This window comes from Kosakonia sp. CCTCC M2018092 (assembly GCF_003864115.1).
In the GTDB taxonomy this organism is placed as follows: Bacteria; Pseudomonadota; Gammaproteobacteria; order Enterobacterales; family Enterobacteriaceae; genus Kosakonia; species Kosakonia cowanii.
In genome coordinates, this window is the sequence record NZ_CP034225.1 from 1,616,860 (window position 1) to 1,632,324 (window position 15,465).

Here is a 15,465-nt window from a genome sequence, read left to right on the forward strand (position 1 = left end):
GGGCCTGCTTCGCTTTTATATGTGACTCAAATCACAATGTTTATGCAACAAATGAAACGCATTAAAGAATTGCGCGACACATCGCAAATTTTAACCCCACAGCGCGATCAATAGCGGAAAGAGGAACGGCGCGATAAGCGAGGTGATAATCCCGCAGATCACCAGCGCCAGCGAGCTGAAAGCCCCCTCCTGGTAATCCAGTTCCGCGCTACGCGCGGTGCCCAGCGCGTGCGAGGCGGTACCCATTGCCAGCCCGCGTGCCGATTTGGTCTTGATGCCCATCAGGTTCAGCAAGGTGTGCCCAAAGACCGCGCCAAGCACGCCGACAAAAATCACGCACACCGCGCTGATTGCCGGAATGCCGCCAATGCTGCCGCCTACTGCCATCGCAATCGGCGTAGTGACGGATTTCGGTAATATCGAGGCGGCAATCTCGGGCGTCGCTCCCATTAATAGTGCGATAAGCGTTCCGCTGATCATCGCCACCAGGCTGCCGATAAAGCAGATGGTGATAATCGATTTCCAGCGCGCGCGGATCTGGTGCAGCTGTTCATAAAGAGGAAACGCCAGCGCGACGACTGCGGGTTGCAGCAGATCGTTGAGCACTTTACTGCCCTGGAAGTAGTGATCGTAGGGCGTACCGGTCAGCAACAGCAGCGGTATGATCACCACCATCGCGATAAGTAAAGGGTTGAGCAGCGCCAGCTTAAAGCGCGCGGCCAGTTTGCGGGCGGCGAAAAAGACCGCCAGCGTTAACGGCAGGGACCACCAGATATAGGCCATCACTCTTTTGTTTCCTCACGACCGGCCACTTTACGCTCGCCGTGTACCAGATGGGTACTCCAGCTCACCACCAAAAAGACCACCAGCGTGCTCACCGCGCAGGAGACCACAATCGGGCCGAACTGTGCGCGCAGCACGTCGTAATACTGCATGACGCCAACGCCGATAGGCACAAACAGCAGCGCCATGTAGCGAATCAGCAGAAAACAGCCGGGATTGACCCACTTCGCCGGCAGGATTTGCAGCGCCAGCAGGACAAACATAATCAGCATGCCAATAATGCTGCCCGGAATGGCGATCGGCAGCAGTGAGGCGACAAAAATACCGGCATATAAGCAGGCATAGATGAGTGCGAAGGCTCGCAGGTACTGCCAGATGATTATCAGTGATTTATTCATGGTGGAAATCCTTGCTGAAACGCATTCATCATACAATTTAAGCTAAAAACGTGCTACCGATCACATCATGAATTTTGAGCATACCAGACATTCCATTTGGTTAAATTATGTGTCCAAACCAGCCAGAGTGTGAAAAAAAGGGGCGCGAAGCCTTCAGCGCTCGATGATAATGGCACTTTCCTCGCTACCGGAGAGCGGCTACTATGTCGCCTCATTTTTTCGGGGTGATTTATGCGTGTATTACTGGCTCCAATGGAGGGCGTGCTCGATTCTCTGGTGCGCGAGCTGCTGACTGACGTCAATGATTATGATCTCTGTATCACCGAGTTTCTGCGCGTGGTCGATCAGCTGCTGCCGGTAAAATCCTTCCATAAAATCTGCCCGGAATTGCAGCGCCAGAGCCGCACCTCCTCCGGCACATTAGTGCGCATTCAGCTGTTGGGTCAATATCCAGAGTGGCTGGCGGAAAATGCCGCCCGCGCGGTTGAACTTGGCTCGTGGGGGGTTGATCTGAACTGCGGTTGCCCGTCGAAACTGGTCAACGGCAGCGGCGGCGGGGCGACATTACTCAAAGATCCGGAGCTGATCTATCGCGGTGCGAAAGCGATGCGTGAAGCGGTGCCGTCGCATCTGCCGGTCACGGTGAAAATTCGTCTTGGCTGGGAGAACTCCGCCCGCCAGTTTGAAATTGCCGATGCGGTAGAGCAGGCGGGTGCCAGCGAACTGACGGTGCATGGCCGCACGAAAGAGGATGGCTATAAAGCCGAGCGCATTAACTGGCAGGCAATCGGTGAGATCCGCCAGCGCCTGTCGATTCCGGTTATCGCCAACGGTGAAATCTGGGACTGGCAGAGCGCGCAGGCGTGCATGGCGGCGACCGGCTGCGATGCGGTGATGATTGGCCGTGGCGCGCTCAATGTGCCAAACCTCAGCCGGGTAGTGAAATATAACGAGCCGCGTATGCCCTGGCCTGAAGTGGTTGCGCTGCTGGCGAAATACAGCCGGCTTGAGAAGCAGGGTGATACCGGTTTGTATCACGTCGCGCGCATTAAACAGTGGCTGGGCTACCTGCGTAAAGAGTACGCCGAAGCCAGCGAGCTATTTGCGGAAATTCGCACCTACAAAACCTCTCAGGAAATTGCGGCGGCGATTGCCCGCGCTGAAATATAGAGGCATGTAACGCTACGATGTTATTGACTCAATTCGTAGCGTTATCTGAGTCACACTTTTACGCTCTTACCTAAATTGCTCATAGATTATTTCCAGGTGAGATGGTATTTATTTACCCACACCATCGCAGGGTTGTTACTGTTAAACAGGCAAAACCTAAACCATCAAATTCACCGCTTGTGAATTTCGGGTTTGGGTTTTTTTGTTTTGATGGTGTGCATAAATAAAAGCTGTAAAGCAAATAACTATAAGGAATTGCCTGAGCCTTACGCGTTAGCATTTTTTTTAACGCGGCAGTTGCGGCCAGCAATATAAAAACGGAATAAAAATGGCACATATTAAATTCGCCTTACCTTTGGCGTTCCTGTCAGGTATTAGCGGCACTTGCGCTTTTGCTAATAGTGAACTGCCCAACACTCAGGGTTTTATTGAAAATAGTAAGTTCGATGTCACGTTAAAAAATGTCTGGATGTTAAGTACTAATAACCAGCTCTCAGAAGCCGGTATTGGTGACCAGAATGCGTGGGCGCAGGGCGCGCTGCTGGATTATCAGAGCGGCTGGTTCCTCGATGCTATTGGTATCGATGCCTCCTGGTATAGCGTGGTCAAGCTCTATGCCAATAAAGACTTTGCCGGGCGCGATCTGCTGCGCGATGACAACGGTCATGCGGAAGGCTTCAACAAAGTTGGACAGCTTTACGCAAAGCTCAAATGGGAGGATGAGCACGCTTACGCCAGGCTCTACGCGGGCTGGAAGCAGCTTTATAAGTTCGGCGCGCTCAGCGTCACGCGTAGCCGGGCCGCGCCAAGCTCCTGGCAGGGAGTGAGCCTTGAGAGCGGCCTGGGCGATCTTTCAGCCCGCGCCGCCTGGGTCACCCGTTTTTCAGAACGTGACGAACCGGAAAAGCGCCGCTTTTATACCTTAAAAACTAATAAGCCCATCGATCACATTGTTACCGGTGATATAAGCTGGAGTCCTGATAAAAATACACGTCTAACCTGGCTGGCAGGCGAAAGTGATAATTATCTTTTACGGCAGGGAATAGAAGCGCAATTTTCATTTCCGCTGGCCGAAAAAGAGTCGCTTTTATTACGCAGCGCCTGGTATTACAATCGCGGGCTGGCAGAGTGGGAAGGTGCTCGCGGGTTTACGCATAGTGCGCAACATATTTTCGCGCTGGTGGGCTATCAATATTACGCAATGGAGTCAGGTGTCGCCTGGTCAAAAACAAAAGCGCCGTTAGATAATGGCCTGGGTCACTTTTATTGGCATATGGGTAAAAATACCCGTGGCGCATTCAATAGCCCGGCGGATGGCGAAGGTAATGATTACGTCAATGATAATGAGCAGATGATTTATTGGTACGGTAAATATGTTCTCTCGCCGGAATTGACTACAGGTATTTTTGCTAATTATGGTTTTGGGGCGAAATATCAGGGCGTTAAATTAACGCAGTGGGAATACGGCGGCTTTATTGCCTGGGTACCGAAATCCGTCTCTGGTTTATCGCTGTTTGCGGGCTTTGGCCCGAGCTACAGCTGGAAACTGGTGAAAGGCAAACCCTGGCTGACGGACGACAAGCGCGATTTCCACCGCTCACATGGCCTCGGCGGCGGCATCACTATGGAATACAAATTTGGTCTGCATAATCAATAAGGAGCTTCACCGTGAATAGAACGTTACTGGCACTTTTACTCACCGCACTCGCCTCCACCGGCGCTCATGCGGCTGAACGCGCAACGCGTATCTTACTGGTCAACGACGACGGCTGCGACTCCATCGGTACCATCTCCTTACAGGAAAAACTGGCCGCCAAAGGCTTTGATGTCTGGATGGTGGCACCCGCCACCAATCAGAGCGGGATTGGCTCGGCGATCACCTTCAAACCCAACAAAATCTTCGATGTGAAAAAGGTGGCGGAAAAACGCTACTGCTTCCCCGGCACGCCTGCGGATGCCATCGATTTCGGCCTGCTCGGTATTCTGAAAGAGAACCCGCCGGACCTGGTCATTTCCGGTGTTAACGATGGCCCGAACACCGGCGTGACCCAGCTTAACTCCGGCACCGTAGGCGCAGCGGTACGTGCCGTGCGCTACGGCTACCCGGCGATTGCCGCCAGCATCGGCTACCTGTTTACAGCAGAGGAGCAAAAAGCGGGCTGGCCGAGCACGCATAAATACTGGCCGGACTCTGTCGATTATGTGGTCTCGCTGGTCGATAAACTGCAGGCCAAACGCCAGGCTGGCCAGCCGCTGCTGCCAGCCGGATCCGGCCTGAGCATCAACTATCCTCCGCTGGCGAAAAGCGCGGTGAAGGGGGAGAAATTTATTGGCAACGAGGCCTTCCCGGAAGCACAGCACAGCTATGTGCTGCTGGAAGATGGGCGTGCGCAGCAGGTCATCAGTGAAAAGATCATGATGCCGAACGAATCAGACACCGATACTGGCTGGCTCAACAAAGGCTATATCACCCTGACGGTGTTCGATGGCCAGTGGAATGCGCCGCAGTATGAGGCCCAGTACCAGGCTCTGTTCCGCTGATGGTGTCACATATCGGCGAGGCAGGTTTCTCTTCCGGTCTGGTTCCGGCGGGCGGCATGCGTATCGCCAAAATATTAAATAATAACGTTGCAGTGGTGCTGGACGAGCAGCAGCGTGAGCAGGTGGTGATGGGGCGCGGCATTGCCTTTCAGAAGCGTCCCGGCGATCGGCTCGACGAGGGCGCGATCGAAAAGGTCTTCGCGCTGCAAAGCGACGATCTGGTGCGCCGCCTGGGCGAACTGCTTAACCAGATCCCGCTGGAGGTAATGACCACCTGCGATCGCATTATCGCGCTGGCCAGCGATCGGCTGGGGAAGTTGCAGGAGAGCCTCTATATCACGCTCACCGATCACTGTTACTTCGCCATCGAGCGGCAGAAAAAAGGTCTGCTTATCCGCAATGGATTGCTGTGGGAGATCAAGCGCCTCTACCCGAAGGAGTTCGCGCTCGGGCATGAGGCGCGAGAGATCATTGCCAGGCGGCTCGGCGTGTCGCTGCCGGAAGATGAAGCGGGCTTTATTGCGCTGCATCTGGTGACGGCACAGCTAAACAGCGCGATGCCGGAGGTGATGCACATCACCCGTGCGATGCAGGAGATCCTGCATATCGTGCAGTATCAGTTAAAGCTGGAGTATGACGAAGAGGGGCTGAGCTATCAGCGTTTTGTTACCCATCTGAAGTTCTTCTCCCAGCGCATGCTGAACAGGACGGTGGTGGATGATGACGATCTCAGCCTCCATCAGGCGGTAAAAGATAACTACCCGCTGGCGTGGAAGTGCGCCGAGAAAGTGGCGCTTCATCTGGCAACGACCTATCAGCGGCGGTTGACCAACGAAGAGACAATGTTTCTCGCGCTCCATATCGAGCGCGTGAGGAAAGAGCAGCGCTAACTGCACCTATGGGTTGTTACTGCATTAACGTGTGCAGGCAAAACCTGAGTCCGTCGCCGTAAGGTGACGTGGCTCAGGTTTTTTTTTACTCAGACACAAGAGGTAAGGACACAAGCATGGATTATCAAACGCTGGCGAACGTCATTCTCAGCCACGTTGGCGGCAAGGAGAACATCAGCAGCGTGGTGCATTGCGCTACGCGGTTACGCTTTAAACTCAAAGAGATGCAGAAGGCCAATGCCGACGGGCTAAAAAAGCAGCCTGGCATCATTATGGTGGTGGAGAGCGGCGGACAGTTTCAGGTGGTGATCGGCAACGATGTGCACGATGTCTGGCTGGCGGTATGCGATGCGGCCGGGCTAAAGGAGGATACGGCGGTTGTCGCAAGCGACGACAAAAGTTCGCTCTTTAGCCGCCTGATCGACATCATTTCAGGCATTTTCACCCCTTTTATCGGCATCCTGGCTGCGTCCGGCATCCTGAAAGGTGTCCTGGCGCTGGCGGTTGTCTGTAACTGGCTGTCGCCAGAGAGCGGCACCTATAAAATCTGGTTCGCTGCCAGCGACGCGCTCTTCTTTTTCTTCCCGCTGGTGCTGGGTTATACCGCCGGGAAAAAATTTGGCGGCAACCCCTTCATCACTATGGCAATTGGCGGAGCGTTAACTCATCCGCTGATGATCGCCGCCTTTGACGCTGCGCAAATGAGCGGGGCGGCGAGCGAAACCTTTCTCGGCATTCCGGTCACTTTCCTCAACTACAGCGGCTCGGTGATCCCGATTATTCTCGCCTCATGGGTCAGCTGCTGGCTGGAAAAGCAGGGCAACCGCTTTTTGCACTCAGCCGTGAAAAACTTCTTCTCGCCGGTGCTCTGCATTGCCGTCACTGTACCCCTCACTTTTTTGATTATCGGCCCGGTCGCCACCTGGCTAAGCCAGGGTCTGGCGAATGGTTATCAGGCCATCTATACCCTCTCTCCGTGGCTTGCCGGTGGCGCGATGGGGGCCATGTGGCAGGTGTGCGTGATATTCGGTCTGCACTGGGGATTAGTGCCGCTGATGATCAACAACATGGCCGTCTTCGGTCAGGACTCAATGCTGCCAATCCTGCTGCCTGCGGTGCTTGGACAGGTGGGCGCTACGCTGGGTATTTTCCTGCGCAGCCGCGACAAGCAGCAAAAAACATTGGCAGGTTCCGCCGTGGCAGCGGGTGTTTTCGGCATTACTGAACCGGCGGTCTATGGCTTAACCCTGCCGCTGCGCCGTCCGTTTATTTTTGGTTGCCTGGGCGGTTCACTTGGCGGAGCGATTGTCGGTTTTAGCGGCACGCACACCTACTCCTTCGGCATGGCGAACGTTTTCTCCTTCGCACAGATGATCCCGCCCGGCGGCATTGATGCCACCTTGTGGGGCGGCATTGTCGGCAGCGCGGCATCCTTTATGCTGGCATTACTGCTGACCTGCATTGCCGGGCTGCCGAAAGCGCCTGCAGCCGTAGCAGCTCCCGCGCCAAAACCGGATGCTGATGGGATGACGCTGCTGGCACCGATGAGCGGCAGCGTACTGGCGCTGGATCAGGTGACGGATGCCACCTTCGCCAGCGGTGTGCTGGGGGATGGCGTGGCGATTATTCCGGTGGACTGCCGGGTGGTCGCGCCGTTTGCCGGGGAGGTTGCCTCGCTGTTTGAAACCAAACATGCGATTGGGTTACTCAGCGACAGCGGAGTAGAGATGCTGATCCATGTCGGTATCGATACCGTCAAGCTGGAGGGTAAACCCTTCACCGCGCATGTCAGCGTTGGCGACAAAGTACAGCCGGGCGATCTGCTGCTCGAATTCGATCGTGCCGCGATCCTCGAAGCCGGCTTCGATCTCGCCACGCCCATCATCATCAGCAACAGCGACAATTTTGCCGGTGTAAATAACGTGGCATCCACTTCTGTTCAGGCCGGGAAGCCGCTTCTGGCGGTAGCCGTTTAATTAAAGGAGTAGAGAATGAAAACATTTCCAGCGGGATTTTTATGGGGCGGTGCCATTGCCGCCAATCAGGTTGAAGGCGCGTGGCAGGAAGATGGCAAAGGCCCTTCGACATCCGATATGCAGCCGAACGGCGTCTTTGGCGAGCTTGTTGAGCGCAAAGAGGGCGACAGTGCGCTGAAGGATGTGGCGATCGACTTCTACCACCGCTACCCGGAAGATGTCGCCCTGTTTGCCGAAATGGGCTTTAACTGCCTGCGTGTCTCCATCGCCTGGACGCGTATCTTCCCGAACGGTGATGAGAGCACGCCGAATGAAGCAGGGCTGGCCTTTTATGACAATTTGTTTGATGAGCTTGTGGAGCACGGCATCACGCCGCTGGTGACCTTATCCCACTACGAAATGCCATGGGGGCTGGTAAAAGGCTACGGCGGCTGGGGCAGCCGGGAGACGATCCGCTGCTTTGAGCACTATGCCCGCACGGTTTTTACCCGCTACCAGACGAAAGTGAAGCTGTGGCTCACCTTCAATGAGATCAATATGTCGCTTCATGCGCCGATGACCGGCGTCGGGTTGCCCAACAGCAGCAGCAAAGCGGAAGTCTACCAGGCGATTCACCATCAGCTGGTGGCGAGCGCGCTGGTGGTTAAAGCGTGCCATGAAATTATCCCGGATGCCAAAATCGGCAATATGCTGCTTGGCGGGCTGATGTATCCGCTCAGCTGTAAACCGGAAGATGTGTTTGAGACATTGCAGCAGAACCGTAGCTGGGCCTTCTTTGGTGACGTGCAGTGCCGCGGGGCCTATCCCGGCTATATGCTGCGCTACTTCCGCGATAACGGCATTGAGATTGAGATCACCGAGGAGGATCGCGAGGCGCTGCGCACCACGGTCGATTTCATCTCCTTTAGCTACTACATGAGCGGCTGCGTCACCGCCGATGAAGCGCTGAACGAGAAGTTGCGCGGCAATATTCTTAGCATGGTGCCCAACCCGCACCTGCCGAGCTCCGAGTGGGGCTGGCAGATCGATCCGCTTGGCCTGCGCACGTTGCTGAATGTGATGTGGGATCGCTGGCAGAAGCCGCTGTTTATTGTCGAGAATGGGCTGGGCGCGAAAGATAAGGTCGAGGCGGATGGCAGCATTAATGATGATTACCGCATTGCGTATATGAATGACCATCTGCTGCAGGTACGCGAAGCGATTGAGGATGGCGTCGAGATGCTGGGCTACACCAGCTGGGGGCCTATCGATCTGGTGAGCGCCTCGAAAGCGGAAATCTCCAAGCGCTACGGTTTTATCTACGTTGATCGCGAAGATGATGGCAGCGGCACGCTGGCGCGCAGCCGCAAGAAGAGCTTCTTCTGGTATCGCGACGTGATCGCCAGTAACGGCGCGAGCCTGAAGTAAAGGCCCTGGCAGAGCGTCAGACGATAAGCGCAGCGATAAAGGTTTTGAGCCACATCACCGCCGGATCGCTGCTGTGGCGCTGATGCCAGAGCATGGCCACTTCAATCGGCTCCGCGTCGAGCGGTAACGGGCTGCGCATCAATCCACGGGTGCGCTGCCACTCATCCGCCAGCCCGGCGGGCACTGTTGCCAGCGCGGGCATCGTCTCCAGCAAACCTGGCAGCGCGGCGAAGTGCGGCGTGGTGTAGTGGATCTGCCGTTGATAGCCGCGTTTTGCCAGCAGGGTATCAAAATGGCTACTGCTCGCTTCGCGATAGCTGACCATCAAGTGTCGCTGCGCGGCAAAAGTCTCCACATCCAGCGGTGCGCTGAGCGTTAATTGCTGCGGATGCCAGAGCGTAGCAAACGGCATGGTGGTTAACACTTCGCGCTCCAGCCAGCGTGGCCCGCCAACCGCGACGCTGACCGCCATATCCATTTCGCCACCCTCAAGCCGTGTGGCATCGCTGAAGGGATCGCTTGCCACCACGTTCAGGCGGATGCCGGGCGCATGCTGCATCAGCGCCGGAATCAGCTTCGGCATCAGCCATATCTCAACCCAGTCCGCCATGCCCAGCGTCAGCGTCGCCTTTGCGGTTTGCGCATCGAACGCCGCCTGTTGAAACAGCGCGCTCTGCAACTGCTCCAGCAGCGGCAGCAGTTCGCTGTGCAGTTCGCTGGCGCGGGCGGTGGGCTGCATTTTGTGACCGCTGCGGATAAACAGCGGATCGTCAAACAGCGTACGCAGGCGCGACAGCACGCCGCTCACCGCTGGCTGCCCCAGATGCAGCTTATCCGCCGCCGCAGAGACGCTCTGCTCGCGGTAAAGCACGGCAAAGGCGATCAGCAGGTTCAGATCGATCTTGCGGAAATCATTCTCTTTGATAGTCATTATTGCTCCAATCAATTGGAGTGATAGTAGCGGGCGCAGCATACTGGCGCAATGCAAAAGAGGAGAGAAAGAATGAAATATTATCCGCTACTGCTGGCGCTCTCTGCCGCCGGTCTGACTATGCAACACGCTATCGCCACGCCGCTTTCCACTCAGCAGGCACAAGCACCGGGCTACTACCGAATGGCGCTGGGCGACTGGCAACTCACCGCCGTTTCGGATGGGACGGTTAAGGTGCCGCTGGATAAGCTGCTGATCAATATTACGCCGCAACGCTTAGAGACACAGATGGCGCAGGCCAATATGGCAGTGCAGGCCGAAACTTCCATCAACGCCTTTGTGATTAACACCGGTAAGCAGCTGATTCTGGTTGATACCGGTGCCGGAGCGCTGATGGGCGATGCGGGCGGGCATCTGCCGGAGAATCTGCGCGCTGCGGGGATCGATCCTGCCGCCATTGACCTGGTGCTGCTGACCCATATTCATGGCGACCACTCCGGTGGCGTGCAGCGTGATGGCAAACCAGCGTTCCCGAATGCCACCGTGCGCGTCGACCAGCGCGATGTCGATCTGTGGCTCAATCCGAAGCGGGCGTCGGAGGTGGAGGAGGGGCAGCGTCACACCTTCGCCGAATCGGAACGTTCGCTGCGCCCGGTAATCGATGCCGGTAAGCTAAGCACTTTCCATGCGCCAACAGCGATCCTTCCCGGCATTGAGGCGATCCCTGCGGCAGGCCATACGCCGGGCAGCGTGATTTATCGCGTCACCCACGGCGGAAAAACCGTGATGCTGTGGGGGGACATTATTCACGCTCAGCCGGTGCAGTTGCCCGATCCCAAAGTGGCAATCCATTTTGACGTCGATCGCAAGCAGGCGGTGGCGACGCGCGAGAAGGTGCTGGCGGAGGTGGCGCGTGAAGGTGACTGGGTGGCGGCAGCGCATATCGCCTTCCCGGGGATTGGCAAAGTGATAAAAGCCGGGAACGGTTATCGCTGGGTGCCGATCAATTACAGCGCGAAGGGCGAGTAACATTTGCAAAAGGCCCGGTGGCATTAACGCGCACCGGGCCTCAATTTCCCAGGCCGGATAAGGCTTCGCCGCCGTCCGGCAATGTCGCAATGCCTGATGGCGCTTCGCTTATCAGGCCTACAACCCCCGCATCATCATGCGTTTTATCCGGCAAAAAGCCCGGTGACGTAAACGCGCACCGGGCCTGGATCTCCCAGGCCGGATAAGGCTTCGCCGCCATCCGGCAATATCGCAATGCCTGATGGCGCTTCGCTTATCAGGCCTACAACGCCCGAGTCATCCCGCTGAAGCCGCCATCCGGCAGGGGTCTTAGAAAATCATCTTAAAGACGCCGGTTACCACCAGCAGGCCAATCAGGAAAATAATCAGGATCGCCCAAAGTAAAAATTTCATCATTTTCGTCTTCCTTCTCATGTGTTAGTTACAGCAAGCCTAGTCAATCTCTCAACATTGCGCCTTTTTTCTATACTTAACTGCTTATTAAATAATCGGAGAGAAGCGCATGTCGGCAAACAAAGTAGCAATCGTCACCGCCGCAGACTCGGGCATCGGCAAGCAGAGCGCGCTGATGCTGGCAGAGCGGGGATTTGATATTGGCATTACCTGGCACTCGGATGAGCGCGGCGCGCAGGAGACGGCGCAAAAAGTGCAGGCCTTTGGCCGCCGGGCTGAGACCATCCAGCTCGATCTCAGCCATCTGCCGGAGGGCGCACAGGCGATTGAAACGCTCATTGCCCGCTTCGGGCGTATCGACGCGCTGGTCAATAACGCCGGTGCGATGAGCAAAGCGCCATTTCTCGACCTCACCTTTGAAGACTGGCGCAGCATCTTCACCGTCGATGTCGACGGCGCGTTTCTCTGCTCGCAGATCGCCGCGCGTCATATGGTGAAGCAGGGGCAGGGCGGGCGCATTGTCAATATCACTTCCGTTCACGAGCACACGCCGCTGCCGGAAGCGACTGCCTATACCGCGGCAAAACATGCGCTTGGTGGCCTGACTAAATCAATGGCGCTGGAGCTGGTGCCGCACAATATTCTGGTCAATGCCGTTGCGCCCGGTGCCATCGCCACGCCGATGAACAATATGAGTGATGACGATGCCAAACCCGGCTCGATGCCGAACATCCCGCTGGCGCGCCCGGGCACAACGCGGGAGATCGCCAGCATGGTCGCCTGGCTCTGCGCCGATGATGCCAGCTACACCACCGGGCAGTCGTTTATCATTGATGGCGGCTTTATGCTGGCAAACCCGCAGTTTAAACCGCAAAAAGCTTAGTTATCGCCCGGATTCTCTTCACGTTTTTTCCTGCGGTGGCGAAACCACCACCGCAGGCAGAAGACCAGCGCAATGGCAATAACCACCCAGATCCAGCGCTTCGCATGCTGATCGAAGGACTCCAGCCACGGCGTAATCACTTCCCCGCCAACATAGCCCAGCGTGGTGAAGATCAGCGCCCAGATAAACGCGCCTAAGATATTCAGCGGCAGAAAGATTTTCGGTTTTAAATGGCTGGTACCAATCAATATCGGCCCGATAATACGAAAGCCATACATAAAGCGTGTACCAATCACGAACAGATAGGGGTGACGGCGAATAAGCGCCTGCGCCTGATGGATCTTGCCGCGGTAGCGGGTAAAGCGGCGCAAAATTTTAACGCCATAGCGGCGGCCAACAAAGTAGAGCAGCTGATCGCCAATAATGCCGCCAAGGGCGACCGCGAGCACCACCAGCGGAAAGCGCAGCAATCCCTGATGCACCGCCACACCGCCAAGCAGGGTGATGGTTTCGCCTTCGGCGAGGCTGCCGACCAGCAGCGCGGCGTAGCCATACTGGCTAATAAGCTGATTGATATCCAGTGTCATTACATCCTCCTGTAAAACGTCTTTAAGCATATACCTGCATCCGGCTTTGCGCTGCGTTCAATCATTTCGGCTTTTTTCTGCTGTACAAAAAATAATCATAAAAGTGACGTATACTTACAGCTCGATGTTCGGGCTTTCAGTGAGGGGGCGTTATGAACCATGTCTGGGGACTCCTGTCCCATCCCGATCGTGAAATGCAGGTGATCAAACGCGAAAACGAGACCGTTTCGCACCACTACACCCACCATGTGCTTATCATGGCGGCCATTCCCGTAATCTGTGCATTTATTGGTACCACGCAGTTTGGCTGGAGCTTCGGCGAGAATGTTGTCGTGCCTCTGTCCTTATCTACCGGTTTCTACCTGGCAATTCTCTTTTATGGCCTGATGCTGGCGGGCGTCGCAGTGATGGGGCGCGTTATCTGGTGGATGGCGCGTAACTATCCGCAGCGTCCGTCGCTGGCGCGCTGCATGGTGTTTGCCGGTTATATCGCAACCCCGATGTTTCTCAGCGGCATTGTCGCCCTCTATCCGCTAGTGTGGCTCTGCGCGCTGGTCGGCACCGTCGCGCTCTTTTACACCGGCTATCTGCTCTATGTCGGCATTCCGACCTTCCTTAACATCAACAAGGAAGAGGGGCTGAACTTCTCCAGTTCAACGCTTGCCATCGGCGTGCTGCTGCTTGAGATCCTGCTGGCGCTGACGGTGATCCTTTGGGGTTATGGCTACCGCCTGTTTTAACTCTCCCGGCGTTGCTGGCACACCCTGCTGGCAACGCAATTTCTCGCAACGATTCTTCTCTGGCGGCAACCCTGCGCGGCGGCTATTATGCCAGAGCCAGCCCTGTTATAACTCTCATGAACAGAAGCGGTGTGCGTTATAGCGCGCGTGAATAATTTTCAGAAGCCTCACCATGCAGAAATTTCGAGTCTCTCTTTTAAGCCTGGCCCTTGCACTGAGTGCGCCCTTCGCGCCAATGGCGCAGGCAAAAACAGCCGTCGCGGTTGCCGCAGCCCAGCCGGAAATCGCCTCCGGCAGCGCGATGATTGTCGATCTGCAAACCAATAAGGTGATCTACTCAAGCCACCCCGATCTGGTGCGCCCGATAGCGTCTATTACCAAGTTGATGACCGCGATGGTGGTGCTGGATGCGCGTCTGCCGCTGGATGAAAAATTAAAAGTCGATATCAGCCAGACGCCAGAGATGAAAGGGATCTACTCCCGCGTGCGGCTGAACAGCGAGATCAGCCGCAAAGATATGCTGCTGCTGGCGCTGATGTCGTCGGAGAACCGCGCGGCCGCAAGCCTCGCGCACCACTATCCCGGCGGCTATAAAGCCTTTATCGCCGCGATGAACGCCAAAGCGCGCGCGCTGGGCATGACCCATACGCGCTACGTCGAGCCGACCGGCTTGTCGATCCAGAACGTCTCCACCGCCCGCGATTTAAGCAAGCTGCTGATCGCCACCAAACAGTACCCGCTGATTGGCCAGCTGAGCACCACGCGTGAAGAGATGGCGACCTTTGCCAATCCGGCCTATACGCTGCCGTTTCGCAACACCAACCATCTGGTCTACCGCGATAACTGGAATATTCAGCTGACGAAAACCGGCTTTACCAACGCTGCGGGCCACTGCCTGGTGATGCGCACGCTGATTGGCAACAAACCGGTGGCGCTGGTAGTGATGGATGCCTTTGGCAAATATACCCATTTTGCCGATGCCAGCCGCCTGCGTACCTGGATTGAGACCGGAAAAGCCCAGCCGGTGCCCGCTGCCGCGTTAAGCTACAAGCGCCAGAAAGCGGCGCAGATGGCACAAACGCCGCCAGGCTCGGCGGGCGAACTGACCGCGCAGAACGATTAATTACTCCGGCAGCGTCCAGTCACCGTCGTTGAGTGGACGCTGCATAATCAACGTATCCCGCCAGTCTCCCTGCTTATAGCCGACGCTGCGCAGTTGTCCGGCCACTTCAAATCCATGTTTTTTATGCACTCTTAGCGAACCGGCATTGTTATGCCCGTCGCCAATCACTGCGATCAGCTGCCGCCACGGCCCCTCTTCACAGCGGGCAATCAGCGCGCCAAGCAGCGCAGAGCCGATGCCGCGCCCGGTCATACTGGCATCAACATAAATCGACTCTTCAAGGGTGTAGCGATAGGCCGGACGCGGGCGATAGAGACCGGCGTAGCAGTAGCCGACAATCACGCCGTGAAAGAGCGCCACCAGCCACGGCAAACCGTCGGCGGCGAGCTTGCTCATGCGGCTGCGCATCTCATCAATGGTGGGAGGCACTTCTTCAAACGAGGCGCGGCCATTCAGCACGTGCCAGGCGTATAGGGAGGCAATGGCGTGTACATCGTCGGGGCGGGCGTCGCGCACCTCGACCGCAGGACCAGAGAGAATATCAACAGCTGACATCGGGCGCGCTCCTTTCAACGCAACGCGCCAGAGAGAGGATTCTCTGGCGCTGTCGCTAC

General features: G+C 56.4%; 16 protein-coding genes. 10 read left to right on the plus strand and 6 right to left on the minus strand.

All coding sequences use genetic code 11. The annotated features are described in order from the left end of the window. Positions 1-90: 90 nt before the first annotated feature. Both EH164_RS07605 and EH164_RS07610 read right to left on the minus strand, forming a co-directional pair. Entirely contained in the window at positions 91-786 is a 696-nt protein-coding gene (locus tag EH164_RS07605) for a CidB/LrgB family autolysis modulator (RefSeq protein WP_042715907.1), read from the minus strand. Continuing rightward, positions 783-1,181: a CidA/LrgA family protein gene (locus EH164_RS07610; RefSeq protein WP_054804179.1), complete on the minus strand. Its 399-nt coding sequence runs from the start codon at positions 1,179-1,181 to the stop codon at positions 783-785. The genes EH164_RS07605 and EH164_RS07610 overlap by 4 nt, the downstream gene beginning before the upstream one ends. 231 nt (positions 1,182-1,412) lie before the next feature. Here EH164_RS07610 and dusC point away from each other — a divergent pair, with 231 nt between their 5' ends. The 6 genes from dusC to EH164_RS07640 all read left to right on the plus strand — a co-directional run bounded on the left by dusC (position 1,413) and on the right by EH164_RS07640 (position 9,165). After that, positions 1,413-2,351, plus strand: coding sequence for a tRNA dihydrouridine(16) synthase DusC (gene dusC / locus EH164_RS07615; RefSeq protein ID WP_124967816.1), 939 nt, complete (start codon positions 1,413-1,415; stop codon positions 2,349-2,351). 328 nt (positions 2,352-2,679) lie between these two features. Continuing rightward, complete coding sequence (locus EH164_RS07620) at positions 2,680-4,008, plus strand: OprD family outer membrane porin (protein WP_124967817.1); 1,329 nt, start codon at positions 2,680-2,682, stop codon at positions 4,006-4,008. Between the two features lie 11 nt (positions 4,009-4,019). Beyond that, positions 4,020-4,892 carry a 5'/3'-nucleotidase SurE gene (surE, locus tag EH164_RS07625; protein WP_124967818.1) on the plus strand — a complete coding sequence of 291 codons (873 nt, stop codon included), beginning with the start codon at positions 4,020-4,022 and terminating at the stop codon, positions 4,890-4,892. A 56-nt stretch (positions 4,893-4,948) separates the two neighbouring features. Next, positions 4,949-5,782 carry a transcriptional antiterminator BglG gene (bglG, locus tag EH164_RS07630; RefSeq protein WP_124971347.1) on the plus strand — a complete coding sequence of 278 codons (834 nt, stop codon included), beginning with the start codon at positions 4,949-4,951 and terminating at the stop codon, positions 5,780-5,782. Between the two features lie 116 nt (positions 5,783-5,898). Next, complete coding sequence (gene bglF / locus EH164_RS07635; protein ID WP_124967819.1) at positions 5,899-7,758, plus strand: PTS beta-glucoside transporter subunit IIABC; 1,860 nt, start codon at positions 5,899-5,901, stop codon at positions 7,756-7,758. 15 nt (positions 7,759-7,773) lie between these two features. Further along, a complete protein-coding gene (locus EH164_RS07640; protein WP_124967820.1) occupies positions 7,774-9,165 on the plus strand; it encodes a glycoside hydrolase family 1 protein in 1,392 nt (463 codons plus the stop codon). A 16-nt stretch (positions 9,166-9,181) separates the two neighbouring features. Here EH164_RS07640 and EH164_RS07645 read toward each other — a convergent pair whose 3' ends face one another. Beyond that, the gene (locus tag EH164_RS07645; protein ID WP_042715922.1) at positions 9,182-10,096 is read right to left on the minus strand and encodes a LysR family transcriptional regulator; all 915 of its coding nucleotides are present in this window, start codon (positions 10,094-10,096) and stop codon (positions 9,182-9,184) included. Positions 10,097-10,168: 72 nt separating this feature from the next. Between EH164_RS07645 and EH164_RS07650 the strand changes: the two genes are divergently transcribed. Beyond that, positions 10,169-11,125 carry an MBL fold metallo-hydrolase gene (locus EH164_RS07650; protein ID WP_124967821.1) on the plus strand — a complete coding sequence of 319 codons (957 nt, stop codon included), beginning with the start codon at positions 10,169-10,171 and terminating at the stop codon, positions 11,123-11,125. A 309-nt stretch (positions 11,126-11,434) separates the two neighbouring features. Here the strand turns inward: EH164_RS07650 and yohP are convergent, their stop codons facing one another. Next, positions 11,435-11,539 (minus strand): small membrane protein YohP, encoded by a 105-nt coding sequence (gene yohP / locus EH164_RS22910; protein ID WP_223284180.1) that lies wholly within the window; start codon positions 11,537-11,539, stop codon positions 11,435-11,437. Between the two features lie 88 nt (positions 11,540-11,627). Between yohP and EH164_RS07660 the strand changes: the two genes are divergently transcribed. Beyond that, complete coding sequence (locus EH164_RS07660; RefSeq protein ID WP_124967822.1) at positions 11,628-12,401, plus strand: SDR family oxidoreductase; 774 nt, start codon at positions 11,628-11,630, stop codon at positions 12,399-12,401. On the opposite strand, the gene EH164_RS07665 is transcribed toward EH164_RS07660, so the two are convergent. After that, positions 12,398-12,982, minus strand: coding sequence for a DedA family protein (locus EH164_RS07665; protein WP_034813043.1), 585 nt, complete (start codon positions 12,980-12,982; stop codon positions 12,398-12,400). The two genes, EH164_RS07660 and EH164_RS07665, sit on opposite strands and share 4 nt — an antisense overlap. A gap of 158 nt (positions 12,983-13,140) precedes the next feature. Here EH164_RS07665 and EH164_RS07670 point away from each other — a divergent pair, with 158 nt between their 5' ends. After that, a complete protein-coding gene (locus EH164_RS07670; RefSeq protein WP_094421034.1) occupies positions 13,141-13,728 on the plus strand; it encodes a Yip1 family protein in 588 nt (195 codons plus the stop codon). A 172-nt stretch (positions 13,729-13,900) separates the two neighbouring features. Then, complete coding sequence (gene pbpG / locus EH164_RS07675) at positions 13,901-14,851, plus strand: D-alanyl-D-alanine endopeptidase (RefSeq protein ID WP_094421032.1); 951 nt, start codon at positions 13,901-13,903, stop codon at positions 14,849-14,851. Here the strand turns inward: pbpG and EH164_RS07680 are convergent, their stop codons facing one another. Continuing rightward, a complete protein-coding gene (locus EH164_RS07680) occupies positions 14,852-15,406 on the minus strand; it encodes a GNAT family N-acetyltransferase (protein WP_023479793.1) in 555 nt (184 codons plus the stop codon). It abuts the gene before it with no gap. Positions 15,407-15,465: the final 59 nt, after the last annotated feature.